Annotated in this window: 11 protein-coding genes; 8 read left to right on the top strand and 3 right to left on the bottom strand. The window is 58.8% G+C overall.

Annotation, left to right across the window (positions count from 1 at the left end; all coding sequences use genetic code 11):
• Positions 1-11: 11 nt before the first annotated feature.
• Positions 12-4,499, bottom strand: coding sequence for a glutamate synthase large subunit (gene gltB, locus P8935_RS14980; protein WP_348261104.1), 4,488 nt, complete (start codon positions 4,497-4,499; stop codon positions 12-14).
• Positions 4,500-4,782: 283 nt separating this feature from the next.
• Between gltB and P8935_RS14975 the strand changes: the two genes are divergently transcribed.
• The 8 genes from P8935_RS14975 to P8935_RS14940 all read left to right on the top strand — a co-directional run bounded on the left by P8935_RS14975 (position 4,783) and on the right by P8935_RS14940 (position 12,872).
• Complete coding sequence (locus P8935_RS14975; protein ID WP_348261103.1) at positions 4,783-5,250, top strand: ArgR family transcriptional regulator; 468 nt, start codon at positions 4,783-4,785, stop codon at positions 5,248-5,250.
• Positions 5,247-6,314, top strand: coding sequence for an N-acetyl-gamma-glutamyl-phosphate reductase (gene argC, locus P8935_RS14970; protein ID WP_348261102.1), 1,068 nt, complete (start codon positions 5,247-5,249; stop codon positions 6,312-6,314). The genes P8935_RS14975 and argC overlap by 4 nt, the downstream gene beginning before the upstream one ends.
• The gene (argB, locus tag P8935_RS14965; protein WP_348261101.1) at positions 6,311-7,093 is read left to right on the top strand and encodes an acetylglutamate kinase; all 783 of its coding nucleotides are present in this window, start codon (positions 6,311-6,313) and stop codon (positions 7,091-7,093) included. The genes argC and argB overlap by 4 nt, the downstream gene beginning before the upstream one ends.
• 12 nt (positions 7,094-7,105) lie before the next feature.
• The gene (locus P8935_RS14960; protein WP_348261100.1) at positions 7,106-8,365 is read left to right on the top strand and encodes an aspartate aminotransferase family protein; all 1,260 of its coding nucleotides are present in this window, start codon (positions 7,106-7,108) and stop codon (positions 8,363-8,365) included.
• A 10-nt stretch (positions 8,366-8,375) separates the two neighbouring features.
• The gene (gene argF, locus P8935_RS14955) at positions 8,376-9,392 is read left to right on the top strand and encodes an ornithine carbamoyltransferase (RefSeq protein ID WP_348265338.1); all 1,017 of its coding nucleotides are present in this window, start codon (positions 8,376-8,378) and stop codon (positions 9,390-9,392) included.
• Between the two features lie 168 nt (positions 9,393-9,560).
• On the top strand, positions 9,561-10,901 hold the full coding sequence (gene argG / locus P8935_RS14950; protein WP_348261099.1) for an argininosuccinate synthase: 1,341 nt from the start codon (positions 9,561-9,563) through the stop codon (positions 10,899-10,901).
• 17 nt (positions 10,902-10,918) lie between these two features.
• Positions 10,919-12,364 (top strand): argininosuccinate lyase, encoded by a 1,446-nt coding sequence (gene argH / locus P8935_RS14945; protein WP_348261098.1) that lies wholly within the window; start codon positions 10,919-10,921, stop codon positions 12,362-12,364.
• Entirely contained in the window at positions 12,351-12,872 is a 522-nt protein-coding gene (locus P8935_RS14940; protein WP_348261097.1) for a GNAT family N-acetyltransferase, read from the top strand. The genes argH and P8935_RS14940 overlap by 14 nt, the downstream gene beginning before the upstream one ends.
• Here P8935_RS14940 and P8935_RS14935 read toward each other — a convergent pair whose 3' ends face one another.
• Positions 12,873-13,286, bottom strand: coding sequence for a hypothetical protein (locus tag P8935_RS14935; protein WP_348261096.1), 414 nt, complete (start codon positions 13,284-13,286; stop codon positions 12,873-12,875).
• A gap of 20 nt (positions 13,287-13,306) precedes the next feature.
• Positions 13,307-15,661 carry a carbamoyltransferase HypF gene (hypF, locus tag P8935_RS14930; protein ID WP_348261095.1) on the bottom strand — a complete coding sequence of 785 codons (2,355 nt, stop codon included), beginning with the start codon at positions 15,659-15,661 and terminating at the stop codon, positions 13,307-13,309.
• Positions 15,662-15,703: the final 42 nt, after the last annotated feature.

The raw sequence follows: 15,703 nt of genomic DNA, 5'->3' as shown, positions 1-15,703 counted from the left end.
ATTTGAATTGATCAAGCTTGCGGCTTCGGAGTGAGGCGGACGAATTTTTGTGCCTCGGTCTGCCAGTTTGCGAGCAGCCATTGCGCGCGGGTGCTGGCGGTTTTGTCGGCGTGCAAGGCTACCAAGTCATGTATCGATTCGCGGCTGGCAATGTCGAGTTGATCCCACGTATCGGGTTGAAGGAAGTCGGCGTGGTAACGATTGCTGCTGAGGAAGTCGCCGTCTTCGTCGTAGACCCAGGCGAGACCGCCAGTCATGCCCGCGCCGAAATTGATGCCGGTGCGGCCGAGGATTACGGCGAGGCCTCCGGTCATGTATTCGCAGCCGTGATCCCCAACGCCTTCGACGATGGCGCGTCCTCCGGAGTTTCGTACGGCGAAGCGCTCGCCGGCACGGCCCGCGGCGAAGAGCGATCCGCTGGTTGCACCGTAGAGTGCGACGTTACCGAGCAGCGTATGATCCGCACTTTGCAGAGCGACGCGACCGCGCCCACGGATGACGAGTTCGCCGCCGCAGAGGCCCTTACCGACGAAGTCGTTGGCTAGGCCTTCTAAATTGAGAACCATGCCCGTGGTGTTGAACGCGCCGAAGGATTGGCCTGCCACGCCTTTGAGATTGAAGGTGAGAGTGGATCCGATGGCGCCGGGATTGTCGGTCCGGTTGTGCGCGATTTGACCAGCGAGGCGCGCGCCGAGGGTGCGGTCTTCATTGGTGACGCGGGCGTCGAGGACGTAAGGTTGTCCAGATTTGTATGCGGTCAGCGCAGGCTCGACCCAGGCATCATCGATGGGCGCGTGCGGCTCGGGGCGGTCGTTGCGCTTCCCTTCCCAACGAATGGGATTTCCGGTTGCCACGGCGACCGTCGTGGCAGCGAGGACGGGCTTGAGATCGAGGCCGGCGTTGAAGCGGACCTGCTCCAGCAGATCAGTACGGCCAGTGGCAGCTGCAAGCGAAGGCAGGCCGAGTTTGGCTAAAAGCTGGCGGACCTCTGCGGCAAGTTCCGTGAAGAGACGGACGACGTGTTCCGGCTTGCCGCGGAATTTCGCGCGAAGGTCGGGCCGCTGGGTGGCGATGCCGGTGGGGCAGGTGTTGAGATGACACTGCCGGGCCATGTCGCAGCCGAGCGCGATAAGGACGGCAGTGCCGAAGGCGAACTCGTCAGCACCGAGCAGAGCTGCGATGACGATGTCGCGCGCTGTGCGGAGACCTCCATCGGTGCGCAGTCGGACGCGGCCGCGAAGGCCGTTATGGATGAGGACCTGCTGTGCTTCGGCCAGGCCCAGTTCCCAAGGATTGCCGGCGTACTTGATGCTGGAAAGCGGGCTGGCTCCCGTGCCGCCGGAGTGTCCGGCGATAACGATGTAGTCGGCATAGGCCTTGGCGACGCCTGCGGCAATGGTGCCGATGCCGCATCCGGATACGAGCTTGACGCCGACGGCTGCACGCGGGTTGGCGCGCTTGAGATCCCAGATGAGTTGCGCGAGATCTTCGATGGAATAGATGTCGTGGTGCGGCGGCGGCGAGATGAGTTGCATGCCGGGCTGCGCGTGACGCAGGCGGGCGATGAGTTCGGTGACCTTGTGGCCGGGAAGTTGGCCGCCTTCGCCGGGCTTGGCTCCTTGCGCAATTTTGATTTCGAGTTCTTCCGCGTGGGCGAGGTACTCCGCTGTGACGCCGAAACGCGCGCTAGCCACCTGCTTGATCTTGTTGTTGAGCAGCGATGGAGCACCGTTGACGGGTGCGTAGACGGCGGGATCTTCGCCACCTTCGCCGGTGTTGGAACGCGCACCGAGGAGATTCATGGCTTCGGTGATGGTCTGATGCGCTTCAGGTGAGAGAGAACCAAAAGACATGGCACTGGCGATAAACGTGCGGGTGATGGTGCTGGCCGGCGCGATTTGATCGAGTGCGAGTTCCGGGCCTGCGGGACGAATTTCCAGAAGATCGCGAAGATTTGTGGGCTCGGCTTCGATGGCCTGCGCGGCGAATGTAGCGAAGGGGGTAAGAGCCAGCGCGGCTCCCTGCTTGGTGGAACCGACAACGGTTTGCAGAGCTCGCACGGTCGTGGGCTGCCAGGAGTGCGATTCAGCCTCATCGGCTTTGCGGAAGCGGACGAATCCGTAGTCAGGAAGTTCGCGGATGGGAGCGGAGACGAATTCTGCAGGACCTTTGTTTGGAGAGTCTTCGATGACGGGTGCGGCGTTCCAAAGCTGGCGGACGTAGTTCTCAATTTCAGTAAAGCCGATGCCGCCGATGGGCGTTGGTACGCCGGCAAAACATTTGTCGACGACGTGCTGCGAGATGCCGATGGCGTCGAAGAGATGCGCGCCGCGATAGCTGTCGACGACGCTGATGCCCATCTTCGACATGACCTTGGCAAGGCCGAGTTCCAATGCGTGGAGGAGATTCCTCTCACCGTTCTCGGGATTGAGATTGCGGGCGGTTTCAAGCGCGAGCCAGGGACAGATGGCGCCCACGCCGAGGCCGAGCAGGACCGCGACGTGGTGAATTTCGCGGCAATCGGCAGCTTCGACGGCGAGACCGACTTCAGCGCGAACGCCGGCGCGAGTGAGGGCAAGATGCACGGCGCCGGCAGCCATCGCCATGGGGACCGGCAAAGCTTCAGGAGTGGCGCCGCGATCGGTGAGGATGAGCAGCGATGCGCCGTTAGCGACGAGTTCGATAGCACGCTGCACGAGAATGTCGACTGCGATTTCAAGCGTGGTCTCGGGTGTGTACAGGCAGTGGAGGACGGCGTGCGGCATCTTCTCAGCCTGCGGATGTTGGCCTTGTACGAGGGCGTGCATCTGTCCTAGCGAGAGAATCGGAGAGCGTAGAGAGAGGCCCGGAAGAGGCTCGCGCAATTCGAAGATGTGCGGCCAGGGGCCAAGGCGAGTGTGCGTCTGCAGCACTACGGTTTCGCGCAGCGGATCGATTGGCGGGTTGGTGACCTGCGCGAATCGCTGGCGGAAGAAGGCGTAGAGAGGGCGCGGCGCGCGGGCCAGCGGGGCGATGGAAGTGTCGTCCCCCATGGACCAGACTGCATCCTTGCCATCGGTGACCATGGGCTGGATGATCATGCGCACGTCTTCGCGCGTGTAACCGAAGCGGTGCTGAAGACGATTGAGTTCGGATGCGGCGAGCGCTGGCGGCGCTTCAATTGATTCTTCGAGCAGCACGTCTTCGCTGACCAGGTCCTGGTACTGGCGCTTGGCGTCATAGATGCGCAGGATCTCATCGTTCTCGAAGAAACGATGGAAGTCGAGATCGGCGATGATCATCTGGCCGGGCCCGAGGCGACCGCTGTGCAGGATGTGGTCGGGATCCATATCCACGAGACCGGCTTCGGAACCAGCAACAACGAGACCTGTGTCGTCGAGCGCGAATCGGCAAGGGCGCAAGCCGTTGCGGTCGAGAATGGCGCCTACCTGATGGCCATCGGTGAATGCAAGCGCTGCGGGACCGTCCCACGGCTCGATACAGTCACCGCTATATTGCAAAAACGAAGAAGAGTTGCCGGGGTTGGCGGGAGGTACGATCATGCGCACGGCTTCGCCGACGGTCCGGCCGTTATGAGCGAGCAGATCGACGATTTCATCGAGTGATGTGGAATCGGAGCCACCATCAGTGAGAACTGGATAGACGTCGAGTGGGAGCGTAGCGGCGCGAGCTTCCATGCGCGCCCGATTTCCCCAGATGGTGTTGATTTCGCCGTTGTGTGCGAGAGTGCGGAAGGGCTGTGCTCTCTCCCAGGATGGGAGAACGTTCGTAGCATAGCGCTGATGAAAGAGCGCGAAGGGCGTTTTGAAGTTAGGGTCGGCGAGGTCGGGATAGAACTCCGACAGCAGGCGTCCGGCACAGAGCGCCTTATAGATGAGGGTGGTGGACGAGATGCTCACGAAATAGCCGGCGAGTCCGGAGCGTTCGAACTGCTTGCGCGCGAGGAAGAGTCGGCGATCGAAGAATTCAGTGTCGTCGGAGGTGATGAGCAGGTGCCAGATTTCTGGGCGAGACGAGGCTGCAATTTCGCCTAGTACTTCAGGGCGTATGGGTACAGGACGCCAGGTAAGCACTTCCATGTCCTGCTCGAAGAGGGCAGCTTCGATCTCCGCGCGTTGGGCAGTGTCATCGGGCGGGAGGAAAAGGACGGCCACGCCGAGGGGGCTGCTTTCATCGAGGGTGAGGCTGGATTGAGCCAAGAGCCATTCTCGTGGGATGGAAGTGGTAACTCCAACGCCGTCGCTGGATTTGCCGTCCGCAGCAACCGCGCCGCGGTGTTCCAGACGGGCGAGGGCGCCAAGCGCGTGGTCGAGAATCCGGTGCGAGGGGACGGCAGAGAGCTGCGCGACGAAGCCAACGCCGCAAGAATCAGAGTCGAAACGCGGATCGATCAGGCTGCCTTCGATGTAGGAGGGCAACGGCGAGAATGGACCGCCTGCGGCAGAATGTGCCGGTGTGGTGAGCGTACGACGGGATGAATGCCGGTGGGGGAAGCCCATATTCAACTATACGACCTTTGAAGATTTGATGGAGTTGCGAGCCGTGCTCAAACTGTTGGGTCTAGCGAGCGAGAGGGATGGCCGGACAGCCCGTGGTTGGCGCGGGAAGTCGACCGATTTTAATTCGAGTTCGCAACTGAATGAAATGCATGTTAATAAATCTGATTCCTGTGACCGATGGTGGAAAACCAGCTTGCATACTTATACACTTTCTTTGTATATTTATGCAAGCGCGGCCGCCTCACTGCGAGCCGCGTTTTTCCTTTGCCCGCAAATGACGACTATGAAGTTTCAAAGACATAACGCGATTCGTGAGCTGGTGGCGCACGCCCTGGTAGCAAACCAGGACGAGATGCGCAGAAAGCTGCGCCGCCGTGGCTTTGAAGTGACGCAGGCAACGCTGTCGCGCGATATTCACGAGTTGAGGCTGACGAAGGGGCCCGGCGGGTATTCCCTGCCCAATGGAAACGGAAATGGGAACGGCGCGGGAACGCATGCCAGTGATGACGGTTCGCCTTCGGTCGTGGAGATGATGGAGAGTTTTGGTTTGAGCGTAACGCACGCGATGAACCAGGTAGTGCTGCGAACCACGATGGGTGGCGCGCAACCGATGGCTGCAGCGCTGGATCGCACCGCATGGAATGAAGTAGTTGGCACGATTGCCGGCGACGATACAGTGCTGGTTATTTGCCCTGACGTAAAGCGCGCGCATGACATTGAGACGCGGCTGAGAAAGATGCTCGGCTTATGACGAAGGCGGCGCAGACAGCGGTGGTAGGTGTGACCGGATATGCCGGCGCGGAGCTGGCGCGGCTGCTCTTGCACCATCCGCGACTGAAAGGTAGGCCGCCGGTGTTTGCGGGTCGCATGGACGAGAAGGATGCGGCTCGGGGTGGAGTGCCGCTCGCGGAGATTCATCCGCAACTAGCGGATAACAACGGAATCGGTTCGCTGAAAGTAGAACCCTTCTCGTGGGAGCGGCTGAAGGATCGCGGCGTGGAGATATTATTTCTGGCGACTCCGCATGAGCAGTCGCGGGAGTGGGCGCCAGAGGCGCTGAAGCATGGACTGCGCGTGGTGGATCTGAGTGGCGCATGGCGGCTCACTGATGCGAAGAACCGCGCGGTGTATGGCTTTGAGGATGAGGGCTCGGATATCGCCGGAACGACGCAGGCTGCAGCGGTCTATGGAATGCCGGAGTTGCACCGCAGAGAGATCGCGAAAGCGAAGCTGGTGGCGAATCCAGGATGCTATGCAACGTCGGTGATTCTCGCGCTGCGGCCGCTCGTGGCGGCCGGGATCGTGGATGTATCGCACGGAATTGTGGCAGATGCAAAGAGCGGTGTCAGCGGCGCGGGAAAAGCTCCTACGGCGAAGACACACTATATGTATGCGGCCGATAATTTGTCGGCGTATGGCGTCTTCAGCCATCGGCATACAGGCGAATTACTGGAGCAGATCGGGATTGGCGCGGGAGACATTGTGTTTACACCGCATCTGCTGCCCATTCCGCGCGGGATCATGGCTACGATCTATGTGCGGTTCACTGAATCGCAGACGCATGCAAGTGTAGAGCGAATTTATCGCGATTTTTTTGCATCCAGCCCGATGGTGCGCATCTATGAAAAGGCACTGCCGCAGATCCAGTATTCCGTGCGCACCAATTTCGCGGATATCGGGTTTCAGATTGCAAGCGACGGTCGGCGAGCGGTGATTGTGAGCTGCCTGGACAATCTGCTTAAAGGCGCTTCGGGACAGGCGGTGCAGAACATGAATGTGATGCTTGGTTGGAACGAAGCGGAGGGGCTGGCATGAAGTATGTCGTAAAGCTAGGTGGTGCCGGCCTTGAGGTTCCGGAACTTCTGCAGGGCTGCGTTCGCGCCATTACAGACTTGGTTCGCGATGGAAACCAGGTGGCGGTCGTGCATGGTGGCGGCGTGCAGCTGACGCGCATGATGGAGAGGCTTGGCGCGAAGAGTGAGTTCGTGAATGGGCTGCGCGTGACTGATGCTGAGACGCGGAATATTGCCCTTATGGTTTTTGCGGGCAAGGTGAATAAAGGCTTAGTAGCCGCGCTGGGGGCGCTTGGTCAGCCTGCGGTGGGCATGACAGGCGGCGATGGATTGCTTTTTCGCGCGCGCAAGAAGCGCACCGAGCCAGATTTGGGATTTGTAGGCGAGATCGTGGCGAGCGATCCGCGGTGGCTGGAGGCAATCTGGAGTTTGAATGGCGTTCCAGTGATCGCACCAATTGCTCTGGGGTTTGATGGCGAATATTACAACGTGAACGGTGATGAGATGGCGGCAGCCTGTGCGGTGGCGTGCCATGCGGATGCGCTGGTGTTCTTGACGGATGTGCCGGGAGTGAAGGGCGCGAACGGTCAAGTTATGCGGTGGCTCAGCATTGACCAGATCGCGGAGATGGCGAAGAACGCGATTATCTCCGGGGGAATGCTGCCGAAGCTCGGCGCTTGCCGTGAGGCGTTGCTAAACGGCGTGAAGCGTGTACGGATTTTACCCGCGGAGGCTGCCGGTTCCCTTCCCGACCTGTGCAGCAGCCGTGTAGCCCACGGCACTGAAGTGATGGTGGCTTGAGGAGAGATCGACGTGACGAAACTGGATCAAATCCGCGCAGCAGAGTCGAAGCTACTGCTGCAAACCTACGAACGGAATCCAATTCTCTTTGTTCGCGGAGAGGGTGTGCACCTGATCGATGAGGGTGGCGCAAAGTATCTTGACCTGCTGAGTGGCATCGGCGTGAATGCGTTGGGCTATGGGCATCCAGCGATTGAGCGAGCCATCGTGAACCAGAGTCGCGCGCTGATTCACACGTCGAACCTCTTCTATCACGAGGGTCAGGCAGAACTGGCGATGCGGCTGACGGAGCGCACGGGGATGGATCGAGTGTTCTTTTCGAACACCGGCACCGAGGCGTGGGAGGGCGCGTTAAAACTGGCCCGTGCTCATGCGGGATTGCTGCGGAGCGAAGGCAAGCAGATCGGGACAAAGTTCCTGGCGCTGGAGCAGAGCTTTCACGGTCGCACCTACGGGTCGATGTCGACTACGTACAAGGCGAAGTACCGCGAGCCATTTGCGCCGGGCGTGCCGGGGGTAGAGTTTGTGAAGTTCAACTATGTGGCGGACCTTCGCGCCAAATTTTCGAATGAAGTATGCGCGATTCTCGTAGAGGCGATTCAAGGCGAGGGTGGAATTCGGCCGTTGACGCAGGAGTTTTTTGCGGAGGCCCGGAAGCTTGCGGATTCCACGGGCGCGTTGCTGATTGTGGATGAGATTCAGGCTGGCATGGGTCGCACTGGAAAATGGTGCGCATACCAACACTTCGGCATCAAGCCGGATGTAACGACACTGGCAAAGCCTATTGCGGGTGGTATTCCGCTGGGTGCGATTTTGTGCACGGAAGAAGCTGCGCGCGCGATTCATGCAGGCATGCATGGAACGACGTTTGGCGGCGGACCGTTGGCGTGCGCCGTGGCGATCGCCGTGATCGATGCTATCGAGAATGAAGGGCTGCTGAAAAACACGACAGAGGTGGGCGATTACTTCCAGGCGCAGCTGCGAGGGATGGCAAAGAAACACGATTGCATTAAGGATGTTCGCGGCAAAGGACTCATGCTGGCGGCGGAGTTGGATTCGGCGGACTTAGCAAAGCTCACCGTGGCCGAGATGCTGAAGCGCCACATCCTGATCAACTGCACGAGTGATACCGTGTTGCGATTCCTGCCGCCGTTCATTCTGGAGCGCAAACACGTCGACGAGGCTATCAAGGCGCTCGACGAGATATTTACAGAGAAAGCCGCGGCATTGAGTGCGGCAAATCAGACCGCAGGAGGAAACAACCGTGGCTAGCAGAGCAACCATGGAGCGCCGGGCGCCGGCAGTTCCCGTGCAGAAAGACCAAGACATTCTGGCCGCGGCGGCAAGGTTGGCGGGCGAAGATTTGTGCTCGATCGCCGACCTGACCAGCGGTGAGGTTCGCGCGATTGTGAAGCTTGGTCACGACGTGAAGTTGAATCCGCGTGAATATCGGCACGCGCTGGATGCGAAGCAGATGGTGCTGATGTTCGAGAAGGCGAGCCTGCGCACGCGACTGGCGTTCGAAACCGGCATCAACACCATGGGCGGCAATGCGATTTTTGTCGATCAGACGAGTTCTCCTCTCGGCGAACGCGAGGCTCTGGCAGATGTAGCGCGCAATGTGGAGCGCTGGGTGGACGTCATTGTGTTGCGCACGTATGCGCATGACACGATAACGGAAATGGCCGCGAATTCACGCGTACCGGTGATTAATGCGCTGTCGGATTTCGAACATCCCTGCCAAGCGCTGGCGGATTTCATGACGCTTGAAGAGCACTTTGGATCGTCGGCTGGATTGAACTTTACGTATGTCGGCGATGGGAATAATGTTTGCCACTCGCTGATGCTGACAGGTGCGCAGCTGGGAGCGAATGTTACCGTGGCGACACCTCGCGGATACTCGCCTGACATTGAGATCGTGACCAAGGCACGCGAGATCGCAGAGGCGAATGGCTGCGAGATCAAGCTGACGCAAGACCCGCAGGCCGCGGCTGAAAATGCGGAGGCGATATACACCGACGTATGCGTGAGCATGGGCATGGAGCACGAGTCGACCAAACGCGCTCCGATATTCAGGCCATTCCAGGTGAACGAAGCACTCATGTCGAAGGCGGCTCCGAACGGAGTATTCATGCATTGTCTGCCTGCACGCCGCAATGCCGAGGTGACCGACGCGGTGCTTGATGGGCCGCAGTCGATCGTGTTCGACCAGGCCGAGAATCGCATGCATGCACAGAAAGCGCTGCTGCTGTTGTTGCTGGGTGGTCTGGCGAATGTGGAGAAGTTCAGTGGGCAGTGACCAGTGCGCAGCGAACAGGGGTCAACGCAGAGACGTACAAATGCGTTGCTGTTCCAAGTCAGCTTTTCGAAGAACGAGTTTTAAGTCTAGCGTCAGCAGCGATTGGAGCACGGACAAAATGATCACTGTCCACTGCTCACTGTTCCCTGTTTATGAGGTTTTGCAAGCATGTCTGTAATTCTCGAATCATTGCCCATCGGCCAGAAGGTTGGAATTGCATTCTCCGGCGGGCTCGACACCTCCGCTGCTTTGCACTGGATGAAGCAGAAGGGTGCCATTCCATATGCCTATACCGCTAATCTTGGCCAGCCAGACGAGGTGGACTACGATGCCATTCCTCGCGCCGCTCTTGAATACGGTGCCGCAAAGGCTCGTTTAATAGACTGCCGCGGTCCGCTGGTCCGCGAAGGAATTGCAGCGCTGCAGGCAGGCGCTTTCCATATCAGCACCGCAGGCGTTACCTACTTCAACACCACTCCTATCGGACGCGCGGTCACGGGCACCATGCTGGTGACTGCTATGAAGGAAGACGACGTCAACATCTGGGGGGACGGCTCTACTTTCAAGGGCAACGACATCGAGCGCTTCTATCGTTACGGTTTATTGGCCAACCCTGAACTGCAGGTTTACAAGCCGTGGCTCGACGCGGCTTTCATCGACGAGTTGGGCGGTCGCACCGAAATGTCGGAGTTCATGCAGCGCTCCGGCTTCGCTTACAAAATGTCAGCCGAGAAGGCTTACTCCACCGACTCCAATATTTTGGGAGCTACCCACGAAGCGAAGGACCTGGAACATCTTTCCTCATCGATCCGGATTGTTGTTCCGATCATGGGGACAGCCTCCTGGCGGGACGACGTCGAGATTCGTCGCGAAGAGGTTACGGTCCGCTTCGAAGAAGGATTTCCGGTGGCACTTAACGGAGCGCGGTTCGATGACCCTGTCGCGCTGCTGCTCGAAGCAAACCTGATTGGCGGCCGGCACGGCTTGGGCATGTCGGATCAGATTGAGAATCGCATCATCGAGGCCAAGAGCCGCGGCATCTACGAGGCTCCAGGGCTGGCGTTGTTGTACATCGCATACGAGCGTCTGATTACCGGTATCCATAATGAGGACACGATCGAGCAGTATCGCGAGAATGGCCGCAAACTTGGCAGACTGCTCTATCAGGGCCGGTGGTTCGATCCTCAGGCCATCATGCTGCGCGAATCGGCTCAGCGCTGGGTGGCAAAACCCGTCAGCGGCGAGGTGACGCTTGAACTGCGCCGTGGGAACGACTATTCGATCCTCAACACCGAATCGCCGAATCTCACTTTCCACCCCGAGCGCTTGAGCATGGAGAAAACTGATTCTGTTTTTTCTCCGCGCGATCGTATCGGCCAACTGACGATGCGCAATCTGGATATTACGGATACACGGGCAAAGCTCCTCACGTATGCCGAAGCCGGTCTCCTTACTTTGAATAAAGGCACGGAGATGCCCCAGTTGAGCGGCGGTAAGGAAAAGAAATAGTGAAGGACGCTTAAGCAATGTCGAACGAAGAACAATCCGGGAAGATGTGGTCGGGGCGCTTTCGCGAGCCGCTGGATAAGGAGTTTGAGCAGTGGCAACGCTCGATTGTCTTTGACTGGCGGCTTCTCGCGCAGGAAGTAGCAGCCAGCAAGGCACATGCGTCTGCGTTGGCGGCGGCTGCGGTCCTCACTCCGGTTGAATTGGAACGGTTGCGTACTGCGCTGGATCACATTGCGGCGGAGTTTGACTCAGACGAAGGAAAGGCGCTGGTGCGCAACCATCCGGTTGCGGAAGACATTCATCATTTTGTTGAGTTGTCTCTTGTCGAACGCATCGGATCCTTGGGACTGAAGCTGCATACCGGGCGATCCCGGAACGAACAGATTGCGACAGATCTGCGGCTGTATGTTCGCGGGCAGATCGAGTTGATTGTGGAAGCACTGGCGATGTGGGCTGAAGCGCTGCTGGATAAAGCTCGCAACGCTGACGATGCCGTGATGCCGAGTTATACGCACCTGCAGCGCGCGGAGCCGGTGCTGGTTGCCCACTGGATGCTGGCTTATGTTGAGATGATTCTGCGCGATGCGAAGCGATTGCAGGATTGCGCTGCACGGTTGAATTATTGTCCGCTGGGCTCGGGAGCGGTGGCTGGAGCAACCCTGAAGCTGGATCGGACGATCGCGGCAAAGGAGCTTGCATTTACTGCTCCTACAAGCAATTCAATGGATTCCACGAGCGATCGGGATTTCATTCTTGAGTACTTGCAGGCGCTTACATTTGTGGGTTTACATTTGAGCCGGTTCGCCGAGGAGATCACGCTGTTTGCTACGGCAGAGTTTGGATTTGTGGCGTTGCCTGAGGCGTTTTCAACCGGGTCGAGCGCCATGCCGCAGAAGAAGAATCCGGATTTGACTGAATTGATTCGAGCCAAGGTTGGGCGCATTCATGGATCGGCAGAAGCGGTTACCCTGCAATTGAAGGGATTGCCACTGGCCTACAACAAAGACATGCAGGAGACGCAGGAACCGGCATTTCAAGTTGAATTTGTCGCCCCCATGCTGACGCTGGTTGCGCGATTCACGACTGCCCTGCACTTCAACTTCGAACGCATGCGGGAAGCAGCGCAAACCGGCTATCTCAATGCGATGGCGGGGGCGACCTACCTGGTGCACAAAGGAGTTCCCTTCCGCACCGCACACGAGAAGATCGGTAACGCGGTTCGCTACGCGCTGGAGAAGAAGGTGGAGTTGGGCGAGTTGAGCCTGGATGAACTGCGCCAGTTTGGCCCCGAATTCAGCGAGGACTTCTATCAAGCTGTGACCTTGCAGGCAACGCTGGATTGTCACGATGTGGTGGGCGGAACGGCGACGAATCGTGTGAAGACCGCGTTGACAGAATCGGCAGAACGCGTAGCTGCTCTGAAGAAAGCGAGCGCACCGGAGGTGATTCATGCTGGTGCGTAAGGCGCTCTTAAAAGATGCGACAAATATTTACGACTTGGTAAATTCGCTTTCGGGCGATGGCACGCTGCTGAAGCGCTCGTTTGCCGAGATCTGCGAAAACGTACGTGACTTTACGGTTTCGGAGTCAGACGGCGGAGTGTTCCTGGGTTGCGGCGCTCTGCATTTTTACGGACCTCACCTGTGCGAGGTGCGCTCGATCGTGGTGAAGCCCGAGGCCAAGGGACAGGGCGCCGGCGGCCGGATTCTTGGCGCTCTGATTGAAGAGGCCGAGGAGCACGGCATTCAGTCCGTTTGCTTGTTTACGCGCATTCCGGACTTCTTCTTCAAGTACGGATTTCGTCCCGTGGAAGACAAGACGGAGTTGCCGGACAAGATATTCAAGGACTGCCAGAATTGTCCGCGGCTGCATCGCTGCGACGAAGTAGCGATGGTACGGGGGCGCATTCCGCGCATCTCGATCCTTGGGCCGAAGATCGAGGCGGAGCAACTGGTGCGGATCTCGGGATAACTACCTGCCGTGGGACCAGATCGATGAGCGGTCGTCCACAAGCTGTGCGATGAGCATGAGAATGACCACGGCGAAAAAAGCTAGAACGACATTCGTGCTCAACGTCTGCATCACGGTTGCGGTGACGCCTTCGCAGTAGCCTAGCTCTGAGCAAGTCCGCCAGTTAAGTGCTGAGTATGCGCCTAAATAGCTAAGTGCCATGAGCGAAAGCACGAAGGCAGAGCGGCTGGCCGGACGAACGAGCAGAAAAACTGGAAAACAGAGAACTGGTAAAGCGCAGTAGAGGAAACTGAGCGCCGTGTCCTGGCGCAGATCGATGCGGATCGTCGCGTACAGACCGTAAAGAGAAACGCCGGCACTCAGAATTCCGGCAAAGGCGAGAAGTGTAGCCCAGGCAATTCCGCGAATCTTCATCTTTCAATCCTCGGATGGGGTCAGGGAATAGTTTCACTGTACAGGATGGCGGCGGCAACCGCCGATTGACCGTAACTGAGTCCGCCGTCGCCGGGGCTTACCTTGCGATGCTGGAAGACTTCAAGTCCCTGGGCCTCCAGGCCTGAACGCAGTAGGCTCGCTAGTCTGCGGTTATGCATGCAACCGCCGGACAGTGCAACCTGGCGCAGTCCTGTAGCAGCGTTGGCGTGAGCTGCTGCCTGGATAAAGCCCCTTGCAATTGCGGCATGAAAGCGCGCTGCTATCTCGGGACGGGCGACACCCTCCAGGATGTCGGCAACGATGGCGCGCCACAGTGGGGTTGCGCTGATTCGCGAGGGCTCGTGCTTACTCCAGTCACCTCCAAACCATTCAATGTCGTATTGAGTTGGGGTGCGGAGTTCGTTGGAGAAATCAATAGCTGCGCCTTCAAGTTCTATTGCTGCCTGGGCGTCGTAATCTACTTTGCGGCGGTTAAGAATCACTGCTGCAACAGCATCGAAGAGGCGGCCAAGACTGGATGTGAGCGGAGCGTTGATTTCACCTTCGATCATGCGCAGCATCACGCGGGCTTCCTGCTTAGTAGCACCAACAAGATCTCTTGCCTGGTCCTCTGAGAATCCGGCAGCTATGAGATGACTGAAGGCCATACGCCATGGCTCGCGAATGGCCGCTTCGCCGCCCGGCATACAGACGTAATCGAGATGGGCGAAGCGCTCGAAACGGTCGAGGCTGCAGAGCAGCACTTCCCCTCCCCAGATGCGGCCATCTGTACCGTAGCCAGTGCCATCGAGCGAGAGACCTATGACAGGGCCATTCAGAGCGTGCTCGGCCATGCATGCTGCAATGTGAGCGTGATGATGCTGCACGCCGGTGAGACGCAGTCGGTGGTCAGCGGCAAATTGTTTTGCCCAACTCGTGGAGAGATAGCCGGGGTGAAGATCGTGTGCTACGGTCTGCGGTTCGATTTCGAAGGTGTGCATGAGGTGGCGCAAGGACTCCTCGAAGAATTCGAGACCGATCGGACTTTCGAGGTCGCCTAGATGCTGGCTCTGGTAGGCGAATTTGCCGCGGGCCAATGCGAAAACATTTTTTAGATGGCCTCCAACGGCAAGAAGCGGCGGAGCCTCGAATGGAAGCGGTACGGCAAGCGGAACATAACCACGGGCGCGACGGACGAACTGCGGAGCACCGTCGACGAGGGCGGCGACCGAATCATCGCAGCGCTGAAGGATTTCGCGATCGTGCATGAGGAACGCATCGGCAATCGCCATGAGGCGAGATCTCGCTTCATCGTTGTCGATCGCGATGGGCTCTTCGCTGAGATTGGCGGAAGTCATAACCAGCGCTTTGACGCGCGAGTCTGCGAAGAGAAGATGCTGCAAAGGCGCGTAGGGCAGGAAGACGCCGAGCCAGGGGATGCCGGGCGCAACGTCGGGCGCAATCCCGTTATTGGGGCAAGCACGAGCCAGCACAATGGGCCGAGCAGGAGTCAGCAGCAGAGCCTCTTCTTCCGAAGTGAGATCGCAGAGAGCATGGGCCGCCGCAATGTCTCGGACCATGATAGCCAGGGGCTTGCCGTACCGGTGCTTGCGCTGGCGCAGCAGGTTGACGGCTTGTGGGCTGGTGGCGTCAACGCTGAGGTGGAAGCCGCCGATGCCTTTCACGGCCATGACTTCACCACGCAGTATTCGCTCGATGGTTTCGGCGACAGGGTCGGGGCTCTTAATTGGCACGCCATCAGGAGATTCGAGCCAAACGTGCGGGCCGCAGCGCGCGCAGGCGTTGGGTTGCGCATGGAATCGTCGCTTGAAGGGATCGTCATATTCGGCCTGACACGCGGGGCACATGGGAAACCTGGCCATCGAGGTCTGCGGACGATCGTAGGGGATGCGGCGAGTAATGGTGAAGCGCGGGCCGCAGTTGGTGCAATTCAGAAATGGATAGCGATAGCGGCGATCTTGCGGATCGAGCAACTCGCAAAGACAGTCGGGGCAGGTTGCGGCATCGGCGGGGATGCCCGTGCTGACGCGGCCCAGGACTTCGCTAGCCACGATGCGGAAGCCACTTTCACCGTTGGGAGCGATCTTTCTGGTGATTACGGAATCGATGCGCGCCAGGGGCGGGGTTTCGGAGGTGAGGCGAGTAAGGAAGGCTTCAATATGAGCTGGAGTTCCCTCCAGCTCGATGGTGACGCCGTCGGTATCGTTGCCGATAAGGCCCGAGAGAGTTTCTTCGCTGGCGAGGCGATAAACGAAAGGACGAAAGCCGACGCCCTGAACAACTCCACTCACCCGGACGCCTACCCGCTCAAACGCTACACGAGGATCGGGCGTGGACGAAATCGAGGACGTCACTTTTTGTGCCCCTTTGCTACGAGAATAGCCCAAGTCCAAATT

Origin of the sequence: Telmatobacter sp. DSM 110680, assembly GCF_039994875.1 — a bacterium.
Classification (GTDB): domain Bacteria; phylum Acidobacteriota; class Terriglobia; order Terriglobales; family Acidobacteriaceae; genus Telmatobacter.
Note: the sequence above shows the minus strand (reverse complement) of the source record. Positions and strands in the feature narration are given on the sequence as shown.

Excerpts from the sequence above, each read along its gene's own strand:
- argB (WP_348261101.1), top strand. The coding sequence starts at position 6,311 with ATGAAGTATGTCGTAAAGCTAGGTGGTGCCGGCCTTGAGGTTCCGGAA.
- P8935_RS14975 (WP_348261103.1), top strand. The coding sequence starts at position 4,783 with ATGAAGTTTCAAAGACATAACGCGATTCGTGAGCTGGTGGCGCACGCC.
- argF (WP_348265338.1), top strand. The coding sequence starts at position 8,376 with ATGGAGCGCCGGGCGCCGGCAGTTCCCGTGCAGAAAGACCAAGACATT.
- gltB (WP_348261104.1), bottom strand. The coding sequence starts at position 4,499 with ATGGGCTTCCCCCACCGGCATTCATCCCGTCGTACGCTCACCACACCG.
- P8935_RS14940 (WP_348261097.1), top strand. The coding sequence starts at position 12,351 with ATGCTGGTGCGTAAGGCGCTCTTAAAAGATGCGACAAATATTTACGAC.
- argG (WP_348261099.1), top strand. The coding sequence starts at position 9,561 with ATGTCTGTAATTCTCGAATCATTGCCCATCGGCCAGAAGGTTGGAATT.
- P8935_RS14935 (WP_348261096.1), bottom strand. The coding sequence starts at position 13,286 with ATGAAGATTCGCGGAATTGCCTGGGCTACACTTCTCGCCTTTGCCGGA.
- argH (WP_348261098.1), top strand. The coding sequence starts at position 10,919 with ATGTCGAACGAAGAACAATCCGGGAAGATGTGGTCGGGGCGCTTTCGC.
- argC (WP_348261102.1), top strand. The coding sequence starts at position 5,247 with ATGACGAAGGCGGCGCAGACAGCGGTGGTAGGTGTGACCGGATATGCC.